General features: G+C 66.3%; 19 protein-coding genes and 1 pseudogene. 8 read left to right on the plus strand and 12 right to left on the minus strand.

The window, feature by feature from the left end; genetic code table 11:
- Positions 1-114 precede the first annotated feature (114 nt).
- The 12 genes and pseudogenes from QQK25_RS12455 to QQK25_RS12510 form a co-directional block, all read right to left on the minus strand.
- On the minus strand, positions 115-1338 hold the full coding sequence (locus tag QQK25_RS12455; RefSeq protein WP_284188223.1) for a tyrosine-type recombinase/integrase: 1224 nt from the start codon (positions 1336-1338) through the stop codon (positions 115-117).
- A 178-nt stretch (positions 1339-1516) separates the two neighbouring features.
- On the minus strand, positions 1517-2272 hold the full coding sequence (zapD, locus tag QQK25_RS12460) for a cell division protein ZapD (protein ID WP_284188224.1): 756 nt from the start codon (positions 2270-2272) through the stop codon (positions 1517-1519).
- A 54-nt stretch (positions 2273-2326) separates the two neighbouring features.
- Complete coding sequence (gene coaE / locus QQK25_RS12465; RefSeq protein ID WP_284188225.1) at positions 2327-2950, minus strand: dephospho-CoA kinase; 624 nt, start codon at positions 2948-2950, stop codon at positions 2327-2329.
- Positions 2947-3672, minus strand: a complete 726-nt coding sequence (locus QQK25_RS12470) for an SPOR domain-containing protein (protein WP_284188226.1) — start codon at positions 3670-3672, stop codon at positions 2947-2949. The genes coaE and QQK25_RS12470 overlap by 4 nt, the downstream gene beginning before the upstream one ends.
- A gap of 73 nt (positions 3673-3745) precedes the next feature.
- Positions 3746-4465, minus strand: a complete 720-nt coding sequence (locus QQK25_RS12475; protein ID WP_284188227.1) for a type III pantothenate kinase — start codon at positions 4463-4465, stop codon at positions 3746-3748.
- Positions 4465-5268 (minus strand): biotin--[acetyl-CoA-carboxylase] ligase, encoded by an 804-nt coding sequence (locus QQK25_RS12480; protein WP_284188228.1) that lies wholly within the window; start codon positions 5266-5268, stop codon positions 4465-4467. Before QQK25_RS12480 ends, QQK25_RS12475 begins: the two co-directional genes overlap by 1 nt.
- 222 nt (positions 5269-5490) lie before the next feature.
- Entirely contained in the window at positions 5491-6894 is a 1404-nt protein-coding gene (gene ntrC, locus QQK25_RS12485; protein WP_284188229.1) for a nitrogen regulation protein NR(I), read from the minus strand.
- A 105-nt stretch (positions 6895-6999) separates the two neighbouring features.
- The gene (gene glnL, locus QQK25_RS12490; protein WP_153161977.1) at positions 7000-8073 is read right to left on the minus strand and encodes a nitrogen regulation protein NR(II); all 1074 of its coding nucleotides are present in this window, start codon (positions 8071-8073) and stop codon (positions 7000-7002) included.
- Positions 8074-8138: 65 nt separating this feature from the next.
- Positions 8139-8384: a hypothetical protein gene (locus QQK25_RS12495; protein WP_284188239.1), complete on the minus strand. Its 246-nt coding sequence runs from the start codon at positions 8382-8384 to the stop codon at positions 8139-8141.
- Between the two features lie 75 nt (positions 8385-8459).
- Positions 8460-8684, minus strand: a pseudogene (locus QQK25_RS12500) (DUF4124 domain-containing protein); the annotation flags it as partial.
- 108 nt (positions 8685-8792) lie between these two features.
- Entirely contained in the window at positions 8793-10202 is a 1410-nt protein-coding gene (glnA, locus tag QQK25_RS12505) for a type I glutamate--ammonia ligase (protein ID WP_153161975.1), read from the minus strand.
- Positions 10203-10402: 200 nt separating this feature from the next.
- On the minus strand, positions 10403-11584 hold the full coding sequence (locus QQK25_RS12510; protein ID WP_284188230.1) for a cation diffusion facilitator family transporter: 1182 nt from the start codon (positions 11582-11584) through the stop codon (positions 10403-10405).
- 62 nt (positions 11585-11646) lie between these two features.
- On the opposite strand from QQK25_RS12510, the gene QQK25_RS12515 reads away from it, so the two are divergent.
- The 8 genes from QQK25_RS12515 to QQK25_RS12550 all read left to right on the plus strand — a co-directional run.
- On the plus strand, positions 11647-12099 hold the full coding sequence (locus tag QQK25_RS12515; protein ID WP_284188231.1) for a rhodanese-like domain-containing protein: 453 nt from the start codon (positions 11647-11649) through the stop codon (positions 12097-12099).
- A gap of 16 nt (positions 12100-12115) precedes the next feature.
- Positions 12116-13216: a quinolinate synthase NadA gene (gene nadA / locus QQK25_RS12520; protein WP_284188232.1), complete on the plus strand. Its 1101-nt coding sequence runs from the start codon at positions 12116-12118 to the stop codon at positions 13214-13216.
- 113 nt (positions 13217-13329) lie between these two features.
- Positions 13330-14079, plus strand: coding sequence for an endonuclease/exonuclease/phosphatase family protein (locus tag QQK25_RS12525; protein WP_284188233.1), 750 nt, complete (start codon positions 13330-13332; stop codon positions 14077-14079).
- Positions 14076-15242, plus strand: a complete 1167-nt coding sequence (gene clsB / locus QQK25_RS12530; RefSeq protein ID WP_284188234.1) for a cardiolipin synthase ClsB — start codon at positions 14076-14078, stop codon at positions 15240-15242. Before QQK25_RS12525 ends, clsB begins: the two co-directional genes overlap by 4 nt.
- A 100-nt stretch (positions 15243-15342) precedes the next feature.
- On the plus strand, positions 15343-15828 hold the full coding sequence (rfaE2, locus tag QQK25_RS12535; RefSeq protein WP_284188235.1) for a D-glycero-beta-D-manno-heptose 1-phosphate adenylyltransferase: 486 nt from the start codon (positions 15343-15345) through the stop codon (positions 15826-15828).
- A gap of 109 nt (positions 15829-15937) precedes the next feature.
- Entirely contained in the window at positions 15938-16870 is a 933-nt protein-coding gene (cysK, locus tag QQK25_RS12540; RefSeq protein ID WP_284188236.1) for a cysteine synthase A, read from the plus strand.
- Positions 16871-16965: 95 nt separating this feature from the next.
- Positions 16966-18117 carry a MalY/PatB family protein gene (locus QQK25_RS12545; RefSeq protein ID WP_284188237.1) on the plus strand — a complete coding sequence of 384 codons (1152 nt, stop codon included), beginning with the start codon at positions 16966-16968 and terminating at the stop codon, positions 18115-18117.
- A gap of 6 nt (positions 18118-18123) precedes the next feature.
- On the plus strand, positions 18124-18554 hold a 431-nt coding region (locus QQK25_RS12550), incomplete at its 3' end, for an MFS transporter (protein ID WP_284188238.1).

Genomic DNA, 18554 nt, shown 5'->3' on the forward strand with positions numbered 1-18554 from the left:
CTCCACAGCGCAAGAGCCTGAAACGAGATGTAGAATTATTGCCAAGCACAGCCTTTTGCGAGCTCTAAAAAAGCTCAACAAACGGCTTACTTGGCAACATCAAATAATAGATCATCAACAATTAACGACGAAGTCCGCCAGAGACACCAAGGCAGCGCGTCGCTCCTCGAGATAGTCATGCTGATCATAAATAGCCACCAAACCACCCAGCGAGTGATTCAGACACCGCTCCGCAATCAGGAGATCAACTCCGAGCCTTCCAAGGTGGCTTCTTGCCGTTGAACGCAGATCATGAGGAGTGAACCGCTGACACTTGTCAGCAAGATAAGTCTTCCAGAACTTGCTGAAAGCGGCGTTTAGCGTCACAGGCTCCATATGAGCGTCGCCAATTGCTTTTTTTCGTGATCGAATCGGAAGCACGTAGGCCGATTCAAAAGCGAGATCCTTGAGATCCTGGAACCAGCCGACAACGGGCTCTGAAAGGGGTACATAGAAGCCGCGCACGTCTTCACCGTTACGTGCGCGGCCCTTCTTGCCCTTGATGTCTGTTGGCGGGATGAACCAGACGCGCTGTTCGAGATCAATGTTCTCCCACTTCGCGCCCACCAGCTCTCCGATGCGTGCAGCAGTACAGAGCAGGATCTTGGCCATAAGCGCGTTCTGAATGCCCATTTTCGGAAGCAAGGGCAGGATGATTTTCAGCTCTGCTTCCGACAACATCACCCGCGTTCTAGCGACAGGTCGCGGACCAAGTACTGCATTTGACCGAAGCTGGAGTGCGGGGTCAGCATCAATGATGTGCCGCCCGATGCCATGAGCGAATATCGCCTTCTGAATCCCAAGCACGAGCTTTGCTACATGCAGTGATTTCTTGCTTGCACGCTCGATAATCTCGATGAGATCAATCGGGCGAACTTCATCTGCGGGGGTGTTTCCCAGCACGGGATACACATAGTCGCGCAGGCGCTGCCGATGCCCCTTGAGCGTTGACTCTTCAAGTCGTCCAACTGACTTCTGCAGATAGTCCTCTGCGAGCTGACGAACGGTCCAGGCCGTAGAAGCCTCACGCTTCGCTTTCTGCTTCTCAGCAGCAACGTCAACACCCTGCTGGACAAGCGCCCTGTTTTCCAACGCGAGCTTTCGAGCCTCGGCCAAAGAGATGTCGGGGTACTGGCCCAGCGTCTTCTCTCTGGCTTTGCCCCCAAATCTGTAGCGCAGCACCCAAGCGGCCCGCCCTGCCTTCGAGAGGGTGAACGTCAGCCCTCCCCCATCTGCCTTCGCCACTTCAGCCGCGGACTTGATCCACTGCTTGATCTGAATGTCTGTCAGCGCCCCCACTCTCACACCTCTCAGCTACACATCATCTAGCTACACACGCCCCACGCAGCTACACACCTAGCTACACAGGACTACTGAGATGCAATGATATTGAGCGAGACATTAAGAGGCAACAAAATCCTTAAAATCAAGAACTTGTAGCCATTTTTGAGCTTTCCTGAGAGCTCCTGAGACGCTGCTACAGATTGCAGAAAGTGAGCTCGAAGGGCACGTCGATATCCACCTGACCCGGACGGGTCACGGTTTCGGCGTGCATCAGGCGGATATTGAGGGCGTACTTGTTGGCGCTGGTTTCGGGCACGCACATGGCGCTGCCGTGCAGGCGGATGCGGATCATCTGAACCGTGCGCCCGCCCATGGTCTGCTGGAAGGCGCCGCGGTGGGCCACCTGGGATTCGGGCCGGCCGCTGGCGCGCAGGAGGCGCAGCACGATGGCGAGGCCATCGCGGATCGGCAGCAGCGGCTGGACCCACGACATCAGATCACGCCGGCGAAGTTCGACCTCGCGGTTGAGCCAGTGGTGATAGGACGGCAGATCGAACTCACAGGCACCGCCGGGAATCGCCGCGCGGCTGCGGATGTTCATCAGCCATTCGTTCTCGCGCAGATACTGGCCCGTCTTGCCGGCCATGGCGAGAAGCGAGGCGGAAGCCTGCTCGATCTCGTAGAGGGCACCGGAGAGGGCTTCCTCGGAAATCTGGGGATTGTTACGGAAGGACAGGAGGATCTGGCGCTGCCGTTCGAGCTCCTGCACCAGATCGACCTTGAGATCGGCGCGGCTCGCGACTTCGAGGATCTCGAACAGGGTGACGAGCGCCACGTGGTGTTCGAGCGAGCCTTCGGCGCGCACAAAGTGCATGACCTTCTCGAAAAGGTCTTCCAGCCTCAACAGCGTGCGGATCCTCTCGTTGAGCGGATATTCGTAAGTGATCACGCGCGCGCCTGGATAAGGTATGGAAAATTGACGGTCAGACCGGCGCGAATCATATCACAGGCCCTGCGCCCGCGCCGCCTGAGCCAGGTAGTCGGCGTGCAGGCGCGCCACCTGGACGCGCAGCGCTTCGAGGCTGCCGGCGTTGTCCACCACGTCATCGGCGGCGGCCAGCCTGGCCGCACGGGTGGCCTGGGCGGCCATGATCGCCCGCACCTGATGTTCGTCGAGCCCGCTGCGGCTCATCACCCGCGCCACCTGGACGTCCTCGGGGCAATCGACGACACACAGGCGCGCCACGCGTTCGCGGTAAGTGCCGGATTCGATCAGCAGCGGCACCGCCAGAATCACGTAGGGCGCGGTGGCGGCACGGCACTGGCGCTCGCTCTCGTCGCGGATCATCGGGTGCAGGATGGCCTCGAGGCGCTTGCGGGCGTCCGGGTCTTCAAAGGCCAGCGCGCGCATCGCCGGGCGGTTGAGGGCGCCGTTGTCGGCCACCACGCCAGCACCGAATGCGGCCTCGATGGCCGGCATCGCCGCGCCGTGGGGTGCGGTGAGCTGATGGGCGATGAGGTCGGTATCAACGATGGCCGCGCCGAAGTCACGAAAGAGATCCGCCGCGGCGCTCTTGCCGCTGCCGATTCCGCCGGTCAGGCCCACCACAAAAGGCCGCAATGTCATGGAGCACATTCGAGACGATTGGCACCCCGGAGCCGCTCGGAAAGATCGCTCGCCAGGGTGGCCAGGCTGTCGGACGGGCCGCGCACCTCGACCCGCAGCACATTGGCGCCGCGGCTGGCGATCTGCGCGCTGCGCACGCCCTTTTCACGCAGCAGGTTGAGATGACGGCTGGCGGCCTGCTCGTTCTTGAAGAGGCCGAGGGAAATCGCAAACTGGTTGGGGCCGGCATCCTGGACGATGAACAGATCCTCCACGCCCAGCCGGCGAAGCTCGGCCGCCTTGCGGTCGGCGCCTTCCTTGTTGCCCTGGCTGGGGATATGCACCCACCAGGACGTGGTGCCGACACCGCGACTCTCGGATAGCTTGAAGCCGGAGCCTGTCTTGGCGACCCGCGCCGACAGCTCGGCGGCCTGATCCGCGGTGAGGCCGCTGAACGCCACGCAGGCCGGCGGCGCGGCATCGGCCGCCTGGGTGGGTGGGGCCGGAACGGGCTCGGGGGCCGGCGCCGATTCGGCGGGTGCCGCCACGACAGGCGCAGGCGGCGGAGACGGAGCCGGCTGCGACGACTCCACGACGAGGCGAAGCCGCTCTGGATTGAGCTGGTTGCTCAGTCGCTCGGGCTCGCCGCCGGACGCGCCAGCACCGAGCCCGCCTTTCCAGACGGCCAGCGCCAGCAGGTTGGCGAGAAACAGGACGAGGACCGCTACACGTAAAGTGACCATGGCCGCAAGACTAACCCATCACGGTCAACGGGAAAAGGCACCGAATGCCCTGCAGGCGTGGAGAGGCGCGCTGTTACAATTCTTGACGCATATGCGCCAGCCCTTCGAGCACCAGGTTTTCGACGAGGCGCAAGGGGCACTCGAGATGGGGCGCGAGGCTGCCCGCCGCCCCGCCGTTGAGCAGACACAGCGCGCCATCCTCGGCCGCCACCAGCCGGAACATCCGCTCGATGGCGCCCACCTGGGCGTGCAGGCAGCCGGTGACGATGGCGTCGGCGGTGCGCCTGGGCGTGGTCTCGAAGCGCCCGTCGGCAAAGGGCAGCTGGGCGGTATCGCGGGCGAGGGACATGCGCATCAGGTCAAGCCCCGGCAGGATCACTCCGCCCTGGAAAACCCCGGCGCCGTCGAGCAGATCGGCGGTGGTGGCGGTGCCGGAGGTGACCACCAGCGCCGCCCTGCCGTGGAGCGCCCGGGCGCCGACGAGGGCCGCCCAGCGATCCGCCCCCAGCCGCGCGGGGTCGAGATAGGCGTTGCGCACGCCGAAGCCTTCGGCCTGCGGCCTGATCCATTCGGCCTCCAGCCCGCACTCGGCCAGCATCGCGCCAAGCCGGCCACCGACGGTGGCCCCGGCCACGTTGGCGCCGAGCATGCGCCGCACCGGCCCCAGCCCCGCCAGCACGTCGGCAAAGCCATCCAGCGCCGACAGCAGCACCGCGCCCTGACCGAGCCAGCGATCGCCATCGCGCAGCCCCCATTTGAGGCGGGTGTTGCCCACATCGAGAAGCAGATCCATTACGCCAGCCTCAGGGAGACCTCGCCGGACAGCACCCGGCGACGGCCCTCCGGCGTATCGAGGAGCAGCGCGCCGTCGTCATCGACCCCCGCGCAGGTGCCGGCGAGTTCCTGCGCCTCGCCGAAGATGCGCACCGGCAGGTCGGCAAAAGCGTTGCGCTGCTGCCACGCGGCGCGCAGGGCCGGAAAGCCGGCGGCGGCGTAGAGATCGAGGAAGTGATGGAGCTGACCGAGCAGCAGCCCGAGCAGGCGATTCGGCCCCGGCGGCGCAGCCAGACAGGCAGCCAGATCGGTGACGCCAGTGGCGGATTCCACCTGGGCATCGGCAGGCAGGCGCAGGTTGAGGCCGATGCCGATCACCGCCGCCGGCGGACGCCCGCGGGACGACGACAGCTCGACGAGGATGCCGGCGAGCTTCTTGCCGTGGATGAGCACGTCGTTGGGCCACTTGAGCTGCACGCCCTCGACGCCCAGCTCCTCTAACGTGCGCGCCACCGCCAGGCCGACCACCAGCGACAGCCCGGCGGGCATGTGGGGCGCCGGCATGAAATGCCAGCGCAGCGAGAAGGTCAGCCCGGCGCCCGGCCACGACAGCCAGCTGCGGCCGCGCCGGCCACGCCCCGCGGTCTGGCGATCCGCCGCCAGCACGGCGATCCGCCCGTCGTCGTCAGCCGGCGTTTCCATCAGCCGGCTGTTGGTGGAATCGCACTCCGGCACCACCGCCAGCGAAAACTGCCCGGCGAGCTCACCCAGCACGGCCGCCACCGCCCCCGCGTCGAGGGCCTCGAAATCGGAATGGCTCAAGAAGGATTACCTGATCGTTGAAACGAATCGGTAATTATGGCGGACAGGGGCGGGAATTGGGGAGCCTGAGGCTTCAAGCCGCCCCAGAGAACCTCCAGACCAAAAGGGGTGGAGAAACCGTAGCGAGCGGTCCGAGGTCGCGACGAGGAGCGGAAACGTACAAGCGTACGTTGAGCACCGGAGTCGCGAGATCGGGCCGCGCAGTAGGTTTATCCGCCCCTTTCAGGCGTGGTCGGGTTCTTCTAGTCCAAGCTCCTGGATCTTGCGGGTGATGGTGTTGCGCCCGATGCCCAGCAGCTGCGCAGCCTCGATCCGGCGCCCGCCGGTGGCCGACAGGGCGCGGCGAATGAGGATGCGCTCGAAATCGCGGGAGAGCATGTCGAACACTTCGCCGGGATGCTGGGCGATGGCCCGGTCGGCCTCGGCCATCAGCGCGTCGCCCCAGTTGGCGGGCTGCTCGCGGGTGGGCTGGTCCTTGAGTTCGGGCGGCAGGTCGGCCACTTCGACCGTCTGACCCGGGGCCATCACGGTGAGCCAGTGACAGAGGTTTTCGAGCTGACGCACATTGCCGGGGAAATCCAGGCTCTGCAGGTACTTGAGGGTTCCGTCGGAGAGGCGCTTGGCCTCGACGCCGAGTTCCTGGGCCGACAGGGAGATGAAGTGCTTGGCCAGCGACGGGATGTCCTCGCGACGCTCGCGCAGCGGCGGCAGGCGCAGCCGGATCACGTTGAGGCGGTGGAACAGATCCTCGCGGAACAGCCCCTGGCGCACCCGGTCTTCCATGTTCTGGTGCGTCGCGGCGATGACCCGCACGTTGGCCTTGATCGGCTGGTGGCCGCCGACGCGGTAGAAGTTGCCGTCGGAGAGCACGCGCAGCAGACGGGTCTGCAGCTCGGCGGGCATGTCGCCGATTTCATCGAGGAACAGCGTGCCGCCCTCGGCCTGCTCGAAGCGGCCGCGGCGCATGGTCTGGGCGCCCGTGAAGGCGCCGCGTTCGTGGCCAAAGAGTTCGGATTCAAGCAGATCACGGGGGATCGCGGCGGTGTTGATGGCGATGAAGGGCGCGTCCTTGCGTGGGCTGTGGCGATGCAGCGCGCGGGCCACGAGCTCCTTGCCGGTACCGGATTCGCCGTTGATCAGCACGGTGGCGTGGGATTGGGCGAGCCGGCCGATGGCGCGGAAGACTTCCTGCATCGCTGGCGCCTGGCCGAGGATCTCGGGCACGGACGACAGCTCCTCGACCGCACCGGCCTGGTGGGCGCTCTCGTCGATGGCGCGACGCACCAGCTCGACCGCCTGATCCACGTCGAACGGCTTGGGCAGGTATTCGAACGCGCCGCCCTGGAAGGCCGCGACGGCGCTTTCGAGATCCGAGTAGGCGGTCATGATGATGACCGGCATCTGCGGGAAGCGCGCCTTGACCTTGGACAGCAGCGCCAGCCCGGATTCGCCGGGCATGCGGATGTCCGACACCAGCACCTGGGGCGGCTGGGTGGCGCTGTCCAGCGCGGCCAGCACTTCGGCCGCCGTACCGAAACTCTTGTACGGAATCTCCTCCCGGGCCAGGGCTTTCTCGAGCACCCAGCGGATCGAGCGGTCGTCATCAACAATCCAGACTGAATTCATGTCATTCACACGCACAAAAGTGAAACGGGCAAAGGTTTCGATCGCGGACAGGGCCGGAATGGATCGGGCTTGTCGCACCACGTTGGTGCATCACACAAGCATCCATCAGCCCTCCCCGTCCCGGGCGATCGGCAGATAAACCGTAAAGCAGGTGCGACCCGGGCGCGACTCCACGTCGATGGCGCCCTGGTGCTGCTCGATGAAGCTCTGGGCCAGCGACAGGCCGAGGCCGCTGCCGTTCTCGCGGCCCGAGACCAGCGGATAGAAGATCTTGTCTCGGATCTTGTCGGGGATGCCGGGGCCGTTGTCGATGACCTGCAGTTGCAGCGCCAGCTTGAAGCGGCGCTTGGCCATCGTGACCTGGCGGGCGGCGCGGGTGCGCAGCACGATCTCGCCCACGCCGTGGAGCGCCTGGGCGGCGTTGCGCACGATGTTGAGGATCGCCTGGATGAGCTGCTCGCGGTCGCCCGTGATGTAGGGCAGGCTGGTGTCGTAATCGCGACGCACCTCGATCGACGGAAATTCGGCCAGCGTGAGCCGGCGCACCCGCTCCAGCACATCGTGCAGGTTGAGCTGGGTGGGCTGCATCATCCGGTGGGAGGTGAGCAGGCGGTTCATCAGCTCCTGCAGGCGGTCGGCCTCGGCGATGATGACCTGGGTGTATTCGCGCAGCTGCGGGTCGTCGAGCTCGCGCTCCAGCAGCTGGGCCGAGCCGCGAATGCCGCCCAGCGGGTTCTTGATCTCGTGGGCGAGATTGCGGATCAGCTCGCGGTTGGCCTGCTGCTGGTGGGCGAGCTGCTCTTCCCGCGCCACCTTGAGGTGCGCGTCCATCGGGCGGAACTCGAGCAGCAGGCGGGCTTCGGCGCACTCGACGGGCGTGACGGTGCAATCGAGGTGCAGCGGCTCGAGCCCCGGCCGGGCGACGGTGAGGTTGTGGCCGGTGTAGCTCCAGTTGTCCCGGAGCACGTTGTTGAGCGCGCTGCCCAGGCCGGCGGGCTCGCCAAGCAGGCGATGCAGGGCGTAACCGATGATCTTGCGGCTGCTCACCGCAAAGAGGTTTTCTGCGCCGGGATTGAGATACCGGACGACCAACTGGTCATCCACCAGCACGACTGCGGATGAGAGCAGTTCGAGGCCGGCGAAGGCGGAAGGCGAGGAATCGGGCTGGTCGTTTTGCATAAGCTTACCCATGCAAGAAGCAGACCACATCTGAGGCGCAAGCCCGAAGCGCCTCGGGAACCGCGTCAGCGCAGGTTGCTGATCTCGCGCCGGAGGGCCTCGATGTTGCGCTCGTGAAGCTGCACCTTGTCCTTGTAGGGCTGCACGCGGTCGAGCAACTTCTGATAGTTGCGCTCGTTGCCATAGCGGACAGATTCCTGCTCCTCGAGTTCCTTGCGGGCCGCCTCAAGGCTCTTCTGCTCGGTGGCGAGTTCCTCTTCGAGGATGCGCCGTCGGTCGGTGTCACGCGCTTTCTGGGTGCCCGAATCCACTCTCGGAAAACCGGCACCTCCAGACGACGCACCACTTTGGGGCGATTGCACTGTCGCAGGGCGCGACACCGGTGCGCTGCCCGGTACCGATGAAACCGCCTGATCCCGAGCCAGGGTATTGCACCCTTTTCCGGACGGCTTGTTGTTGGTGTACGTGACGTGACCAGCCTCGTCGACGCACTTGTAGATGTCCGCCACAGCCAGTGGCGAGCACAGCAGGGAAACCAGCAACAGTGGAATTCGTAAATTCATGGTCGGCATGCCTGGACGCGGGTCACGACAAGTGTAGTGGCGGTGCATGATGAACTCAAAGGGCGTCCTCCACAAACACAAAGGGACGGGCCAAAGCCCGTCCCCAGGTAACGCATCAGCCGGCCAGCACGCTGACCGGCTTCTGATCCGGAAGGATCAGATGGCGTAGTACATCTCGAACTCGACCGGGTGCACTTCGACGCGCAGACGGTTCACTTCTTCCTGCTTCAGGGCGATGAAGGAATCGATGAAGTCGTTGCTGAAGACACCGCCGCGGGTCAGGAACTCGCGGTCCTTGTCCAGGGCTTCCAGAGCCTGTTCGAGGCTGGAGCAGACGGTCGGGATGAGCGCGTCTTCTTCCGGCGGCAGGTCGTACAGGTTCTTGTCGGCGGGGTCGCCCGGGTGGATCTTGTTCTGGATGCCGTCGAGGCCGGCCATCATCAGCGCGGCGAAGCACAGGTAGGGGTTCGCGCCCGGATCCGGGAAACGGGTCTCGATGCGGCGGGCCTTTTCGCTGTTGACGAACGGGATCCGGATGGAAGCGGAACGGTTCTTGGCGGAGTAGGCCAGCTTGACCGGAGCTTCGTAGTGCGGAACCAGACGCTTGTAGGAGTTGGTCAGCGGGTTGGTGATCGCGTTCAGGGCGCGGGCGTGCTTGATGATGCCGCCGATGTAGTACAGGGCGGTCTCGGACAGGCCGGCGTAGCCGTTGCCAGCGAACAGGTTCTTGCCGTCCTTCCAGATGGACTGGTGAACGTGCATGCCGGAACCGTTGTCGCCAACGATGGGCTTCGGCATGAAGGTCGCGGTCTTGCCGTACTGGTGGGCGACGTTCTGGACGATGTACTTGGTGATCTGGGTCTGGTCGGCACGACGCACCAGGGTGTCGAACTTGGTGCCGATTTCGTTCTGACCGGCAGTCGCCACTTCGTGGTGATGCACTTCAACCGGCACGCCGCAGGCTTCGAGCGCCAGACACATGGCGGCACGCATGTCGTTGAAGGAGTCGACCGGCGGAACGGGGAAGTAGCCACCCTTCACGGCGGGACGGTAGCCGGTGTTGCCACCTTCGAACTTCTGGTCGGACGCCCAGGCGGCTTCTTCGGAGAAGATCTTGTGGTAGGCGCCGGACATGCCGACCTTCCACTCGACGGAGTCGAAGATGAAGAATTCGGGTTCCGGGCCGAAGTAGGCGGTGTCGCCGATGCCGGAGGACTTCAGGTAGGCCTCGGCGCGGTTGGCGATGGAGCGCGGGTCGCGGTCGTAACCCTTGCCGTCGGCGGGGTCGATCACGTCACAGCTCAGGACCAGGGTGGTTTCGTCGAAGAACGGGTCGATGTAGGCGGTCTTGGGATCCGGCATCAGCAGCATGTCGGAGGCCTGGATACCCTTCCAGCCGGCGATCGAGGAGCCGTCGAAGGCGTGGCCGCTTTCGAACTTGTCTTCGTCGAAGGCGCTGACCGGGACGCCAACGTGCTGTTCCTTGCCCTTGGTGTCGGTGAAGCGGAAGTCGACGAACTTGACTTCGTTTTCCTGGACGATCTTCATGACGTCTTGCGGGGTCATATAACTCACTCCTAACGGGTTGAAGCTGCTGCGCAGTGGAAAAAGGTTTTCAGTAAAACGACAATTCAGTCAGCGAACCCGGCAAGCAGAAAACATGCCAGCACGCAAACGAAAACAGTTCATTGTGCCACAAGGTTCTGCGGCGGCGGCTCGCAAAATGCATTGCACCAAAGCGGTGCCATGCACCAGTGCACGCACCGCTATGGTGCAAACCGACCCAACAATTCGATGCGCCGCCAGTGGGGCGACGTAGCCACCCGCTGGGCGACATGCCGGCGAAGGGCATCGAGCCGCGCCCGGTCCGCGCACCAGTCGAAGGGCAGGAACACCTCGGCCTCGACCCGGTTGCCCAGGTAGTGCAGCACGGCGGGCGCCGCCTGGGGCACCTCGGCGCCGAGGATCTCGGCCAATTCGGCCACCAGCGCCGGCCGCCCGGGCAGGCCGCGCCCGCCGGTATCGGCCATGTCTTCCTCGCTATCCACGTGCACCAGCACGTCGAGCACATCCGGAAAACCCGAGCGCACCCGGGCGCGGGCGATTTCGGCGATCCGGTGGCCTTCCGACACGCTGATCCGCGGATCAACCCGGACGTGGGCATCGACCAGCACCCGATGCGCCATGCGGCGGGTGCGCAGCTCGTGCACGTCGATCACCCCGCCGGTGGCACTGAGCGTCTCGTGGATCTTGGCGACTTCGTCCGGATCGACGCCGGTATCGATGAGTTCGCGCAGCGCCTCGTAGGCCAGCAGCGCGCCCATGCGCAGGATCATGAAGCCCACCAGCGCCGCCGCCAGGGGCTCGAGGAAGCGATAACCGGCCAGGCTGCCGCCGATGCCCACCGCCACCACCAGCGACGAGGCGGCGTCGGCCCGGGCATGCCAGGCGTTGGCCACCAGCATCGGCGAGCGCAGGCGCTGGGCCACCGCGAGCATGTAGCGGAACAGGCCCTCCTTGCCGGCGAGGGTGATCAGCGCCATCCACAGGGCAGCCGGGTGGAGTTCCGGCAACGCATCGAGGCTCTGCAGGCGGACCGCGGCAGTAAGCAGAAAGCCCGCGCCGACGCCCGCCAGCACCAGCCCGAGCACCATCGACGCGGCGGTCTCGTAGCGGCCGTGGCCGTAGGGGTGACGCTCGTCGGCGGGATTGGCGCCGTGCCGGCTGGCGTACATCACCATGAAATCGCCGAGCAGATCGGACAGCGTGTGCATGCCGTCAGCAACAAGGCTCTGGGCGTGGGAGAACAGGCCCACCGCGATCTGGCAGACGGTGAGCACGACGTTGATCGCCACGCTCACCCAGGTGGCACGCTGCGCCTCACGGGAACGGCTGGCGTCGTCGCCAGAGGAGCCGGCAAGGCCGGCGGAGGAAGCATCGTGAGACATGACTTGCAGGCCGGGGGGCCGGCGGTATACTCGCAGTCCGCCATTCTAGCCGGACAGCCGCCATGGGAAAATTAAGCGAAACCCTCTCTCTCGCCCAGGAACGCGCGCGGACCATGAATCTCGCGTACGCCGGCACCCTCACCCCCAAGGAAGCCTGGGACGTGCTGCAGCTGGCTCCCGGCGCCAAGCTGGTGGATGTGCGCACCCGTGCCGAATGGGACTGGGTCGGCCGCGTGCCGGGCTCGGTCGAGATCGAATGGATGCTCTACCCGGGCAATGAACCGAACCCCCACTTCCTGGCCCAGCTGCAGCGCCAGGTCGATCGCGAGGCGCTGGTGATGTTCCTGTGCCGCAGCGGCGCCCGCTCCAACGCGGCGGCCAACCTGGCGGTCGCGTCGGGCTTCACCAACGCCTACAACATCCTCGAAGGCTTCGAGGGCGACAAGGATGCCAGCGGACACCGCAACAAGGTCGGTGGCTGGCGCCATGCCAACCTGCCCTGGACCCAGGGCTGATTCACAGGACACTCCGATGCAAGCCGTCCCCATCAGTTTCGACCGCTTCAACAGCCTCGCCGACGCCGACGCCCACGAGCGCATCCGCGCCGCCCGAGCCCGCCTTGGCGACAAGGCCGTGCTGCTGTGCCACCACTACCAGCGCGCCGATGTGTACCAGTACGCCGACCTCACCGGCGATTCGCTCAAGCTGTCGCGCCTCGCCGCCGAAACCGACGCCGAGTTCATCGTGTTCTGTGGCGTGCATTTCATGGCCGAGGTGGCAGACATCATGTCCAAGCCCCACCAGCAGGCCATCCTGCCCGACCTCGCCGCCGGCTGTTCGATGGCCGACATGGCCAACCTTGCCAAGGTCGAGCGCTGCTGGCGCGAGCTGACCGAAGTGCTCGAAACGCCCGACGCGCAGATCACGCCGGTCACCTACATCAACTCCGCAGCCGATCTCAAAGCCTTCTGCGGCGAGCACGGCGGCATCGTGTGCACCTCCACCAACGCCCCGGTGATCCTTGACTGGGCCTTCAAGCAGCGCGAGAAGGTGCTGTTCTTCCCGGACCAGCACCTGGGCCGCTGGACGGGCTTCAACAAGGGCATTCCCCTCGACGAGATGGTGGTGTGGGATCCGGACCAGGAATACGGCGGCCTCACCGTCGATCAGATCAAGAAGGCCAGGATCCTGCTCTGGAAGGGCCACTGCTCGGTGCACCAGATGTTCCAGCCGGCGCACATCATCAAGTTCCGCAACCAGTACCCGGAAGGCAAGGTCATCTCCCACCCGGAGAGCGCGCTGGAGGTGTGCCGGCAGTCGGATTTCGTTGGCTCCACCGAGTACATCATCAAGGTCGTCAAGGAATCCGCCCCCGGCACCCGCTGGCTGGTGGGCACCGAGCTCAACCTCGTCAATCGTCTCGCCGAAGAGGTGAAGCACGAGGGCAAGATCGTCCAGTTCATGGCGCCCACCGTGTGCATGTGCTCGACCATGCAGCGCATCGACCCGCAGCACCTGGCCTGGACCCTCGAGAACCTCGCCGACGGCAACGTGGTCAACCGGATCACCGTGCCCGAACACGAAGCCGCGCTGGCCAAGGTTGCCCTGGAGCGGATGCTCGCCGTCTCCTGACGCGCGCCCTGCCCCGGCCCTCAAGACGGCGCCTGCGGGCGCCGTTTTCACGGGTGCGCCAGGCGTGCCAAAGCCGCCCCGAACGCGCAGAATGAAGAAAAACGGGAGATTCGATGAGCACCCTGCGCATCTGCACCTACAACATCCACAAGGGCTTTTCCCAGTTCAACCGGCGCCTCTCGATTCACGACCTGCGTGAGCGGCTGCGACTGCTGGGCGCGGACGTGGTCTTCCTGCAGGAAGTCCAGGGCATGCACCTGCGCCACGCCCAGCAGCACGCCAACTGGCCCGGCGTGCCGCAGCACGAATTCCTCGCCCGCGACATGTGGCACCAGACGGCCTACGGCGGCAACGCGATCTACGACCACGGCCACCACGGCAACGCCATCCTGAGCCGCCACCCCATCCTCTCCCAGGCCAACCAGGATGTCTCCGACCACCGCTTCGAGAGCCGCGGCCTGCTCCACTGCGAGATCCAGGTGGCTGGCGTGGCGAGCCCTGTGCACTGCGTGTGCGTGCATCTGGGCCTCACCGCCGGCAGCCGGCGGCGTCAGATGGCAGCGCTGGTCAGGCGCCTCGACGAACTCGCCCCGAACGGCGCGCCGGTCATCATCGCCGGCGATTTCAACGACTGGCGCAACCACGCCGACGACTGCCTCACCGACCAGCTGGGCGTCACCGAAGCCTTTGTGTCGATCCGCGGCCGGCCGGCCCGCAGCTTTCCGAGCACCCTGCCGGTGCTGCGCCTCGACCGCATCTACGTGCGCGGCTTTGCGGTGGACAAGGTTGAAGTGCATTACGGCCAGCCCTGGAGCCGCATCTCCGACCACGCGGCACTGACCGCCCAGCTGCGGCCGCAATGAACGTCGACTGGCTGCCCGGCAACGCCCTCACGCTGCTGGAAAACGGTGCCGAGTTCTTCCCCGCGCTCGAAGCCGCCATCGACGGCGCCGGGCACGAGATCTTCCTCGAAACCTACATCTTCGCCGACGACGAGACCGGCCACCGGGTCGCCGCCGCCCTGCGTCGGGCGGCAGCCCGGGGCGTGGCCGTGCGACTGCTGGTGGATGGCTTCGGCGGGCGCGAGTTCGTCGCCGCGCTGATGGACGAGCTGATCGCCGCCGGGGTGAATGTGCTGATCTACCGCCGCGAGATGGCCGCCTTTTCGCTCCAGCGCCATCGCCTGCGCCGGCTGCACCGCAAGCTGGCGGTCATCGACGGGCGGATCGCCTTCGTGGGCGGCATCAACATCATCAGCGACTACAACCACGACGACCCGAGCCTCATCACCCCGCGCCAGGATTTCTCGGTACGCATCGAGGGGCCGCTCCTCGGGCCCATCCACCGCACCGTCACCCGCGTATGGGAGCTCGTCGCGTGGGCGTCCTTCCGCCGCCGCGCGCGCATCGCCGACAGCCCACCGGTCTGCCCGCTGCCTTGCGGCAGGGTCGAAGCCGGCTTCCTGATCCGCGACAACATCCGCCACCGTCACGACATCGAGGACGCCTATCTGGTGGCGATCGCCGCCGCCCGGCGGGAGATCATCCTCGCCAACGCCTACTTCCTGCCCGGCCGGCGCTTCCGTCAGGCCTTGCTCGCCGCCGCCCGGCGCGGCGTCAACGTCACCCTCATCACCCAGGGCTGGACGGACCACCCGCTCCAGCAGCGGGCCACCCGCGCGCTGTACGGGCAGTTCCTCGCAGGCGGCGTGCGCATCTTCGAATACCACCTGAGCCACCTCCACGCCAAGGTGGCGGTGGTGGACGAACGCTGGGCCACGGTCGGCTCGTCCAACATCGATCCCTTCAGCCTGCTACTGGCCCGGGAAGCCAACGTGGTGGTACGCGACGACGCCTTTGCGGGCGATCTCCACCATCGGCTCCGACGGGTGATGAAGGACGGCAGCCGCGAGATCTCCGCCGTCGACTGGCAGCGCGGCCCGCGTCTGCAGCGGCTCATCAACTGGGTGGCCTACGGCCTGGTGCGGCTGATGATCGGCCTCGCCGGCTACGGCGGACGGCACTAGCACCTGGGGAGTAGGAAATGGGGAGTGGGAAGTGGGAGAATCCCGCCCATTCCCCATTCCCCATTCCCCATTCCCCATTCCCCACTTCCCGCCTTCCGCCATGTACCCCGCCCCTGCCTTCGAATCCAAGATCTGCCCGCCCGACCAGCTCGCCGCCCGCGTGGCCAGCCTGCCGCGGCCGCTGGTGTTCACCAACGGCTGCTTCGACATCCTGCACCGCGGCCACGTCACCTACCTGGGCCAGGCCCGGGCGCTGGGCGCCGCGATGGTCGTCGCCCTCAACAGCGACGCCTCGGTGCGTCGCCAGGGCAAGGGCGATGATCGCCCGATCAACACCCTCGAAGACCGCCTGGCGGTGATGGCCTCCCTGGGCTGCGTCGATCTGGTCACCTGGTTCGACGAGGACACCCCCATCGCCCGCATCCTCGAATGCCAGCCCGACGTGCTGGTCAAGGGCGGCGACTGGCCGGTCGATCGCATCGTCGGCGCCCCCGAAACCCTCGCCCGGGGTGGCAGCGTGCATTCCATCCCCTTCGAGCACCAGCGCTCCACCACATCGCTGCTCGAGAAGATCCGCCGGCTTTGAAAACGGATGCAAAGCGTGCTTTGCTTATTCCAATTTCAGCTATTGACGCAAATCAATTAGCACTAAAATTAATTAGTGATTGAACGCCATTCCGGGAAGGAGAACCACAATGCGCATCGCCAACAACGTCGCCGAGCTGGTCGGCAACACCCCGCTGGTCAAGCTCAACCGTCTGGCCCCCGCCAGCGGCGCCACCGTCGCCCTCAAGCTGGAGTTCTTCAACCCGGCCCATAGCGTGAAAGACCGCATCGCCGTGGCGATGCTCGACGCCGCCGAAGCCGCCGGCAAGATCAAGCCCGACACCATTGTGCTCGAACCCACCTCCGGCAACACCGGCATCGGCCTGGCGATGGTCTGTGCCGCTCGCGGCTACAAGTGCGCCTTCGTGATGCCCGAAACCATGAGCCGCGAGCGCAAGCTGCTGCTCAAGGCCTACGGGGCCGACCTGATCCTCACCCCCGGCCCCGAAGGCATGCCCGGCGCGATCAAGAAGGCCGAGGAGCTCGCCGCCGCCGACGCGCGCTACTTCATCCCGCAGCAGTTCGACAACCCGGCCAACCCGGCCATCCACCGCGCCACCACCGCCGAGGAAATCTGGGCCGACACCGACGGCCAGGTGGACATCTTCGTGGCTGGCGTGGGCACGGGCGGCACCGTCACCGGTGTCGGCGAAACCCTCAAGTCGAAGAAGCCGGGCGTCAAGGTCGTCGCCGTCGAGCCCGCCGCCAGCCCGGTGCTGTCGGGTGGCGCGCGCGGCCCGCATCCGATCCAGGGCATCGGCGCCGGCTTCGTGCCGGGCATCCTCAACACCACGGTCTACGACGAAGTGGTGCAGGTACCCAACGACGCGGCCCTCGACACCGCCCGCCGCCTCGCCAAGGATGAGGGCCTGCTGGTCGGCATTTCCTCGGGCGCCGCCGTGTGGGCCGCCCTGCAGGTGGCCGAACGCCCCGAGAACGCCGGCAAGCTGGTCGTGGTCATCATCCCGTCCTTCGGCGAGCGTTACCTGTCCACCGTGCTGTTCCAGCATCTGGAAGTCTGAGCGCGTCCCGCATCCACCCGCGGGGGCCGACGTTCGCGTCCGCCCCCGCGGGCCGTTTACACTGGCCCCCTTTTCATCCTCCGGCAGAACCTCGCGTGAACCCCTTCGACTTCTCCACCGGCCCCGACCGCGCCGGCTCCGACAGCATCAAATGGCGCCGCTACGCCGGCCGCGACGTGATCCCCATGTGGGTCGCCGACATGGATTTCGCCGCTCCGCCGCCGGTGCTAGACGCCCTGCGCGCCCGCCTCGACCACGGCGTGTTCGGCTACGCCGACCCGTGGCCGTCGGTGCTCGAGGCGGTGATCGAAGGCATCGCCCGCGACCACGGCTGGCGCATCGAGCCGGACTGGCTGGTGTGGCTGCCGGGCGTCGTCACCGGCTTCAACATCGCCGCCCGGGCCGTCGGCCAGCCGGGCGACGGCATCTTCACCGCCACACCGGTGTATCCGCCCTTCCTCCACGCTCCGGCCCACTCGGATCGTCGCCTCGTCACCACGCCGCTGGTACAGAACGGCACGCGCTGGGAATGGGACTGGCCCGCCACCGAAGCGGCCGTCGCCGATGGCGTGCGCCTCTTCATGCTGTGCAACCCCCACAACCCGGTGGGCCGGGTGTTCGACCGGGACGAGCTGACCCGCATCGCCGCGCTCGCCGAACGCCACAACCTCGTCATCTGCTCCGACGAGATCCACTGCGGCCTGGTGCTCGACCCGGCCACGCCCCACATCCCCATCGCCGCGCTGGACGAATCCGTCGCCCGCCGCACCATCACCCTGATGGCGCCCTCCAAGACCTGGAACATCCCGGCCCTCTACTGCGCCTTCGCCATCATCCCCGACGCCGCGCTCCGCACCCGCTACAAGCGCGCCATGGCCGGCATCGTGCCCCACGTGAATGTGCTCGGTCTCACCGCCACCGAGGCCGCCTACCGGGATTGCGGCCCCTGGCGCGAGGCCCTCATCGACACCCTGCGGGCCAACGCCGCGCGGGTGGTCGAGGTGATCGACGCCCTCCCCGGCGTCGCCACCACGCCCGTCGAGGCCACCTACCTGGCGTGGATCGACTGCCGGGATTTCCTCCAGGCGCGCGGCATCGCCAACGCCGCAGCGCACTTCGAAGCCCACGGCGTCGGCCTCTCCGATGGCAAGGATTTCGGCCTGCCGGGCTTCGTGCGGCTCAACTTCGGCTGCCCGCCGAGCCGCCTCGAAGAAGGCCTCGCCCGCATCGCCCGCGCGGTGGCCTGACGCCCCGTGAGCGCTCATCCACGCCCGGGCCTGCCCCGGGATTTCAAGCTCTATCTGCTGATCAGCGTCATCGGCGCCATCGTCCACTTCGGACAGGGCGTGGCGGTGGGCTGGTCGGTGTATGAGCAGACCGGCTCGCCGATGGCCCTCGGCCTCGTCGGGGTCGCCCAGTTCCTGCCGATCCTGATCCTCTTCCTGCCCGCCGGGCACGTGGCCGACCGCTTCGAGCGGCGCCGGGTGATCGTCGCCAGCCTGCTCCTCACCGCCAGCGCCACCCTGCTGCTGGCGCTGGCCGCCGGGCTGCGGCTTGGCGTCGGCTGGACCTACGCCGCGCTGGTCGTCTCCGGCTGCGCCCAGATCCTCAACCGGCCCGCGCGGGACGCGCTGATGCCCGCGCTGGTCCCCCCGGGCCAGCTCGCACCCGGCATCGCGCTGGC

Origin of the sequence: Zoogloea oryzae, assembly GCF_030161255.1 — a bacterium.
Taxonomy (GTDB): domain Bacteria; phylum Pseudomonadota; class Gammaproteobacteria; order Burkholderiales; family Rhodocyclaceae; genus Zoogloea; species Zoogloea oryzae.

Excerpts from the sequence above, each read along its gene's own strand:
- coaE (WP_284188225.1), bottom strand. The coding sequence starts at position 2,950 with ATGACATTGCGGCCTTTTGTGGTGGGCCTGACCGGCGGAATCGGCAGC.
- QQK25_RS12470 (WP_284188226.1), bottom strand. The coding sequence starts at position 3,672 with ATGGTCACTTTACGTGTAGCGGTCCTCGTCCTGTTTCTCGCCAACCTG.
- QQK25_RS12475 (WP_284188227.1), bottom strand. The coding sequence starts at position 4,465 with ATGGATCTGCTTCTCGATGTGGGCAACACCCGCCTCAAATGGGGGCTG.
- ntrC (WP_284188229.1), bottom strand. The coding sequence starts at position 6,894 with ATGAATTCAGTCTGGATTGTTGATGACGACCGCTCGATCCGCTGGGTG.
- glnL (WP_153161977.1), bottom strand. The coding sequence starts at position 8,073 with ATGCAAAACGACCAGCCCGATTCCTCGCCTTCCGCCTTCGCCGGCCTC.
- glnA (WP_153161975.1), bottom strand. The coding sequence starts at position 10,202 with ATGACCCCGCAAGACGTCATGAAGATCGTCCAGGAAAACGAAGTCAAG.
- QQK25_RS12510 (WP_284188230.1), bottom strand. The coding sequence starts at position 11,584 with ATGTCTCACGATGCTTCCTCCGCCGGCCTTGCCGGCTCCTCTGGCGAC.
- QQK25_RS12515 (WP_284188231.1), top strand. The coding sequence starts at position 11,647 with ATGGGAAAATTAAGCGAAACCCTCTCTCTCGCCCAGGAACGCGCGCGG.
- nadA (WP_284188232.1), top strand. The coding sequence starts at position 12,116 with ATGCAAGCCGTCCCCATCAGTTTCGACCGCTTCAACAGCCTCGCCGAC.
- QQK25_RS12525 (WP_284188233.1), top strand. The coding sequence starts at position 13,330 with ATGAGCACCCTGCGCATCTGCACCTACAACATCCACAAGGGCTTTTCC.
- clsB (WP_284188234.1), top strand. The coding sequence starts at position 14,076 with ATGAACGTCGACTGGCTGCCCGGCAACGCCCTCACGCTGCTGGAAAAC.
- rfaE2 (WP_284188235.1), top strand. The coding sequence starts at position 15,343 with ATGTACCCCGCCCCTGCCTTCGAATCCAAGATCTGCCCGCCCGACCAG.
- cysK (WP_284188236.1), top strand. The coding sequence starts at position 15,938 with ATGCGCATCGCCAACAACGTCGCCGAGCTGGTCGGCAACACCCCGCTG.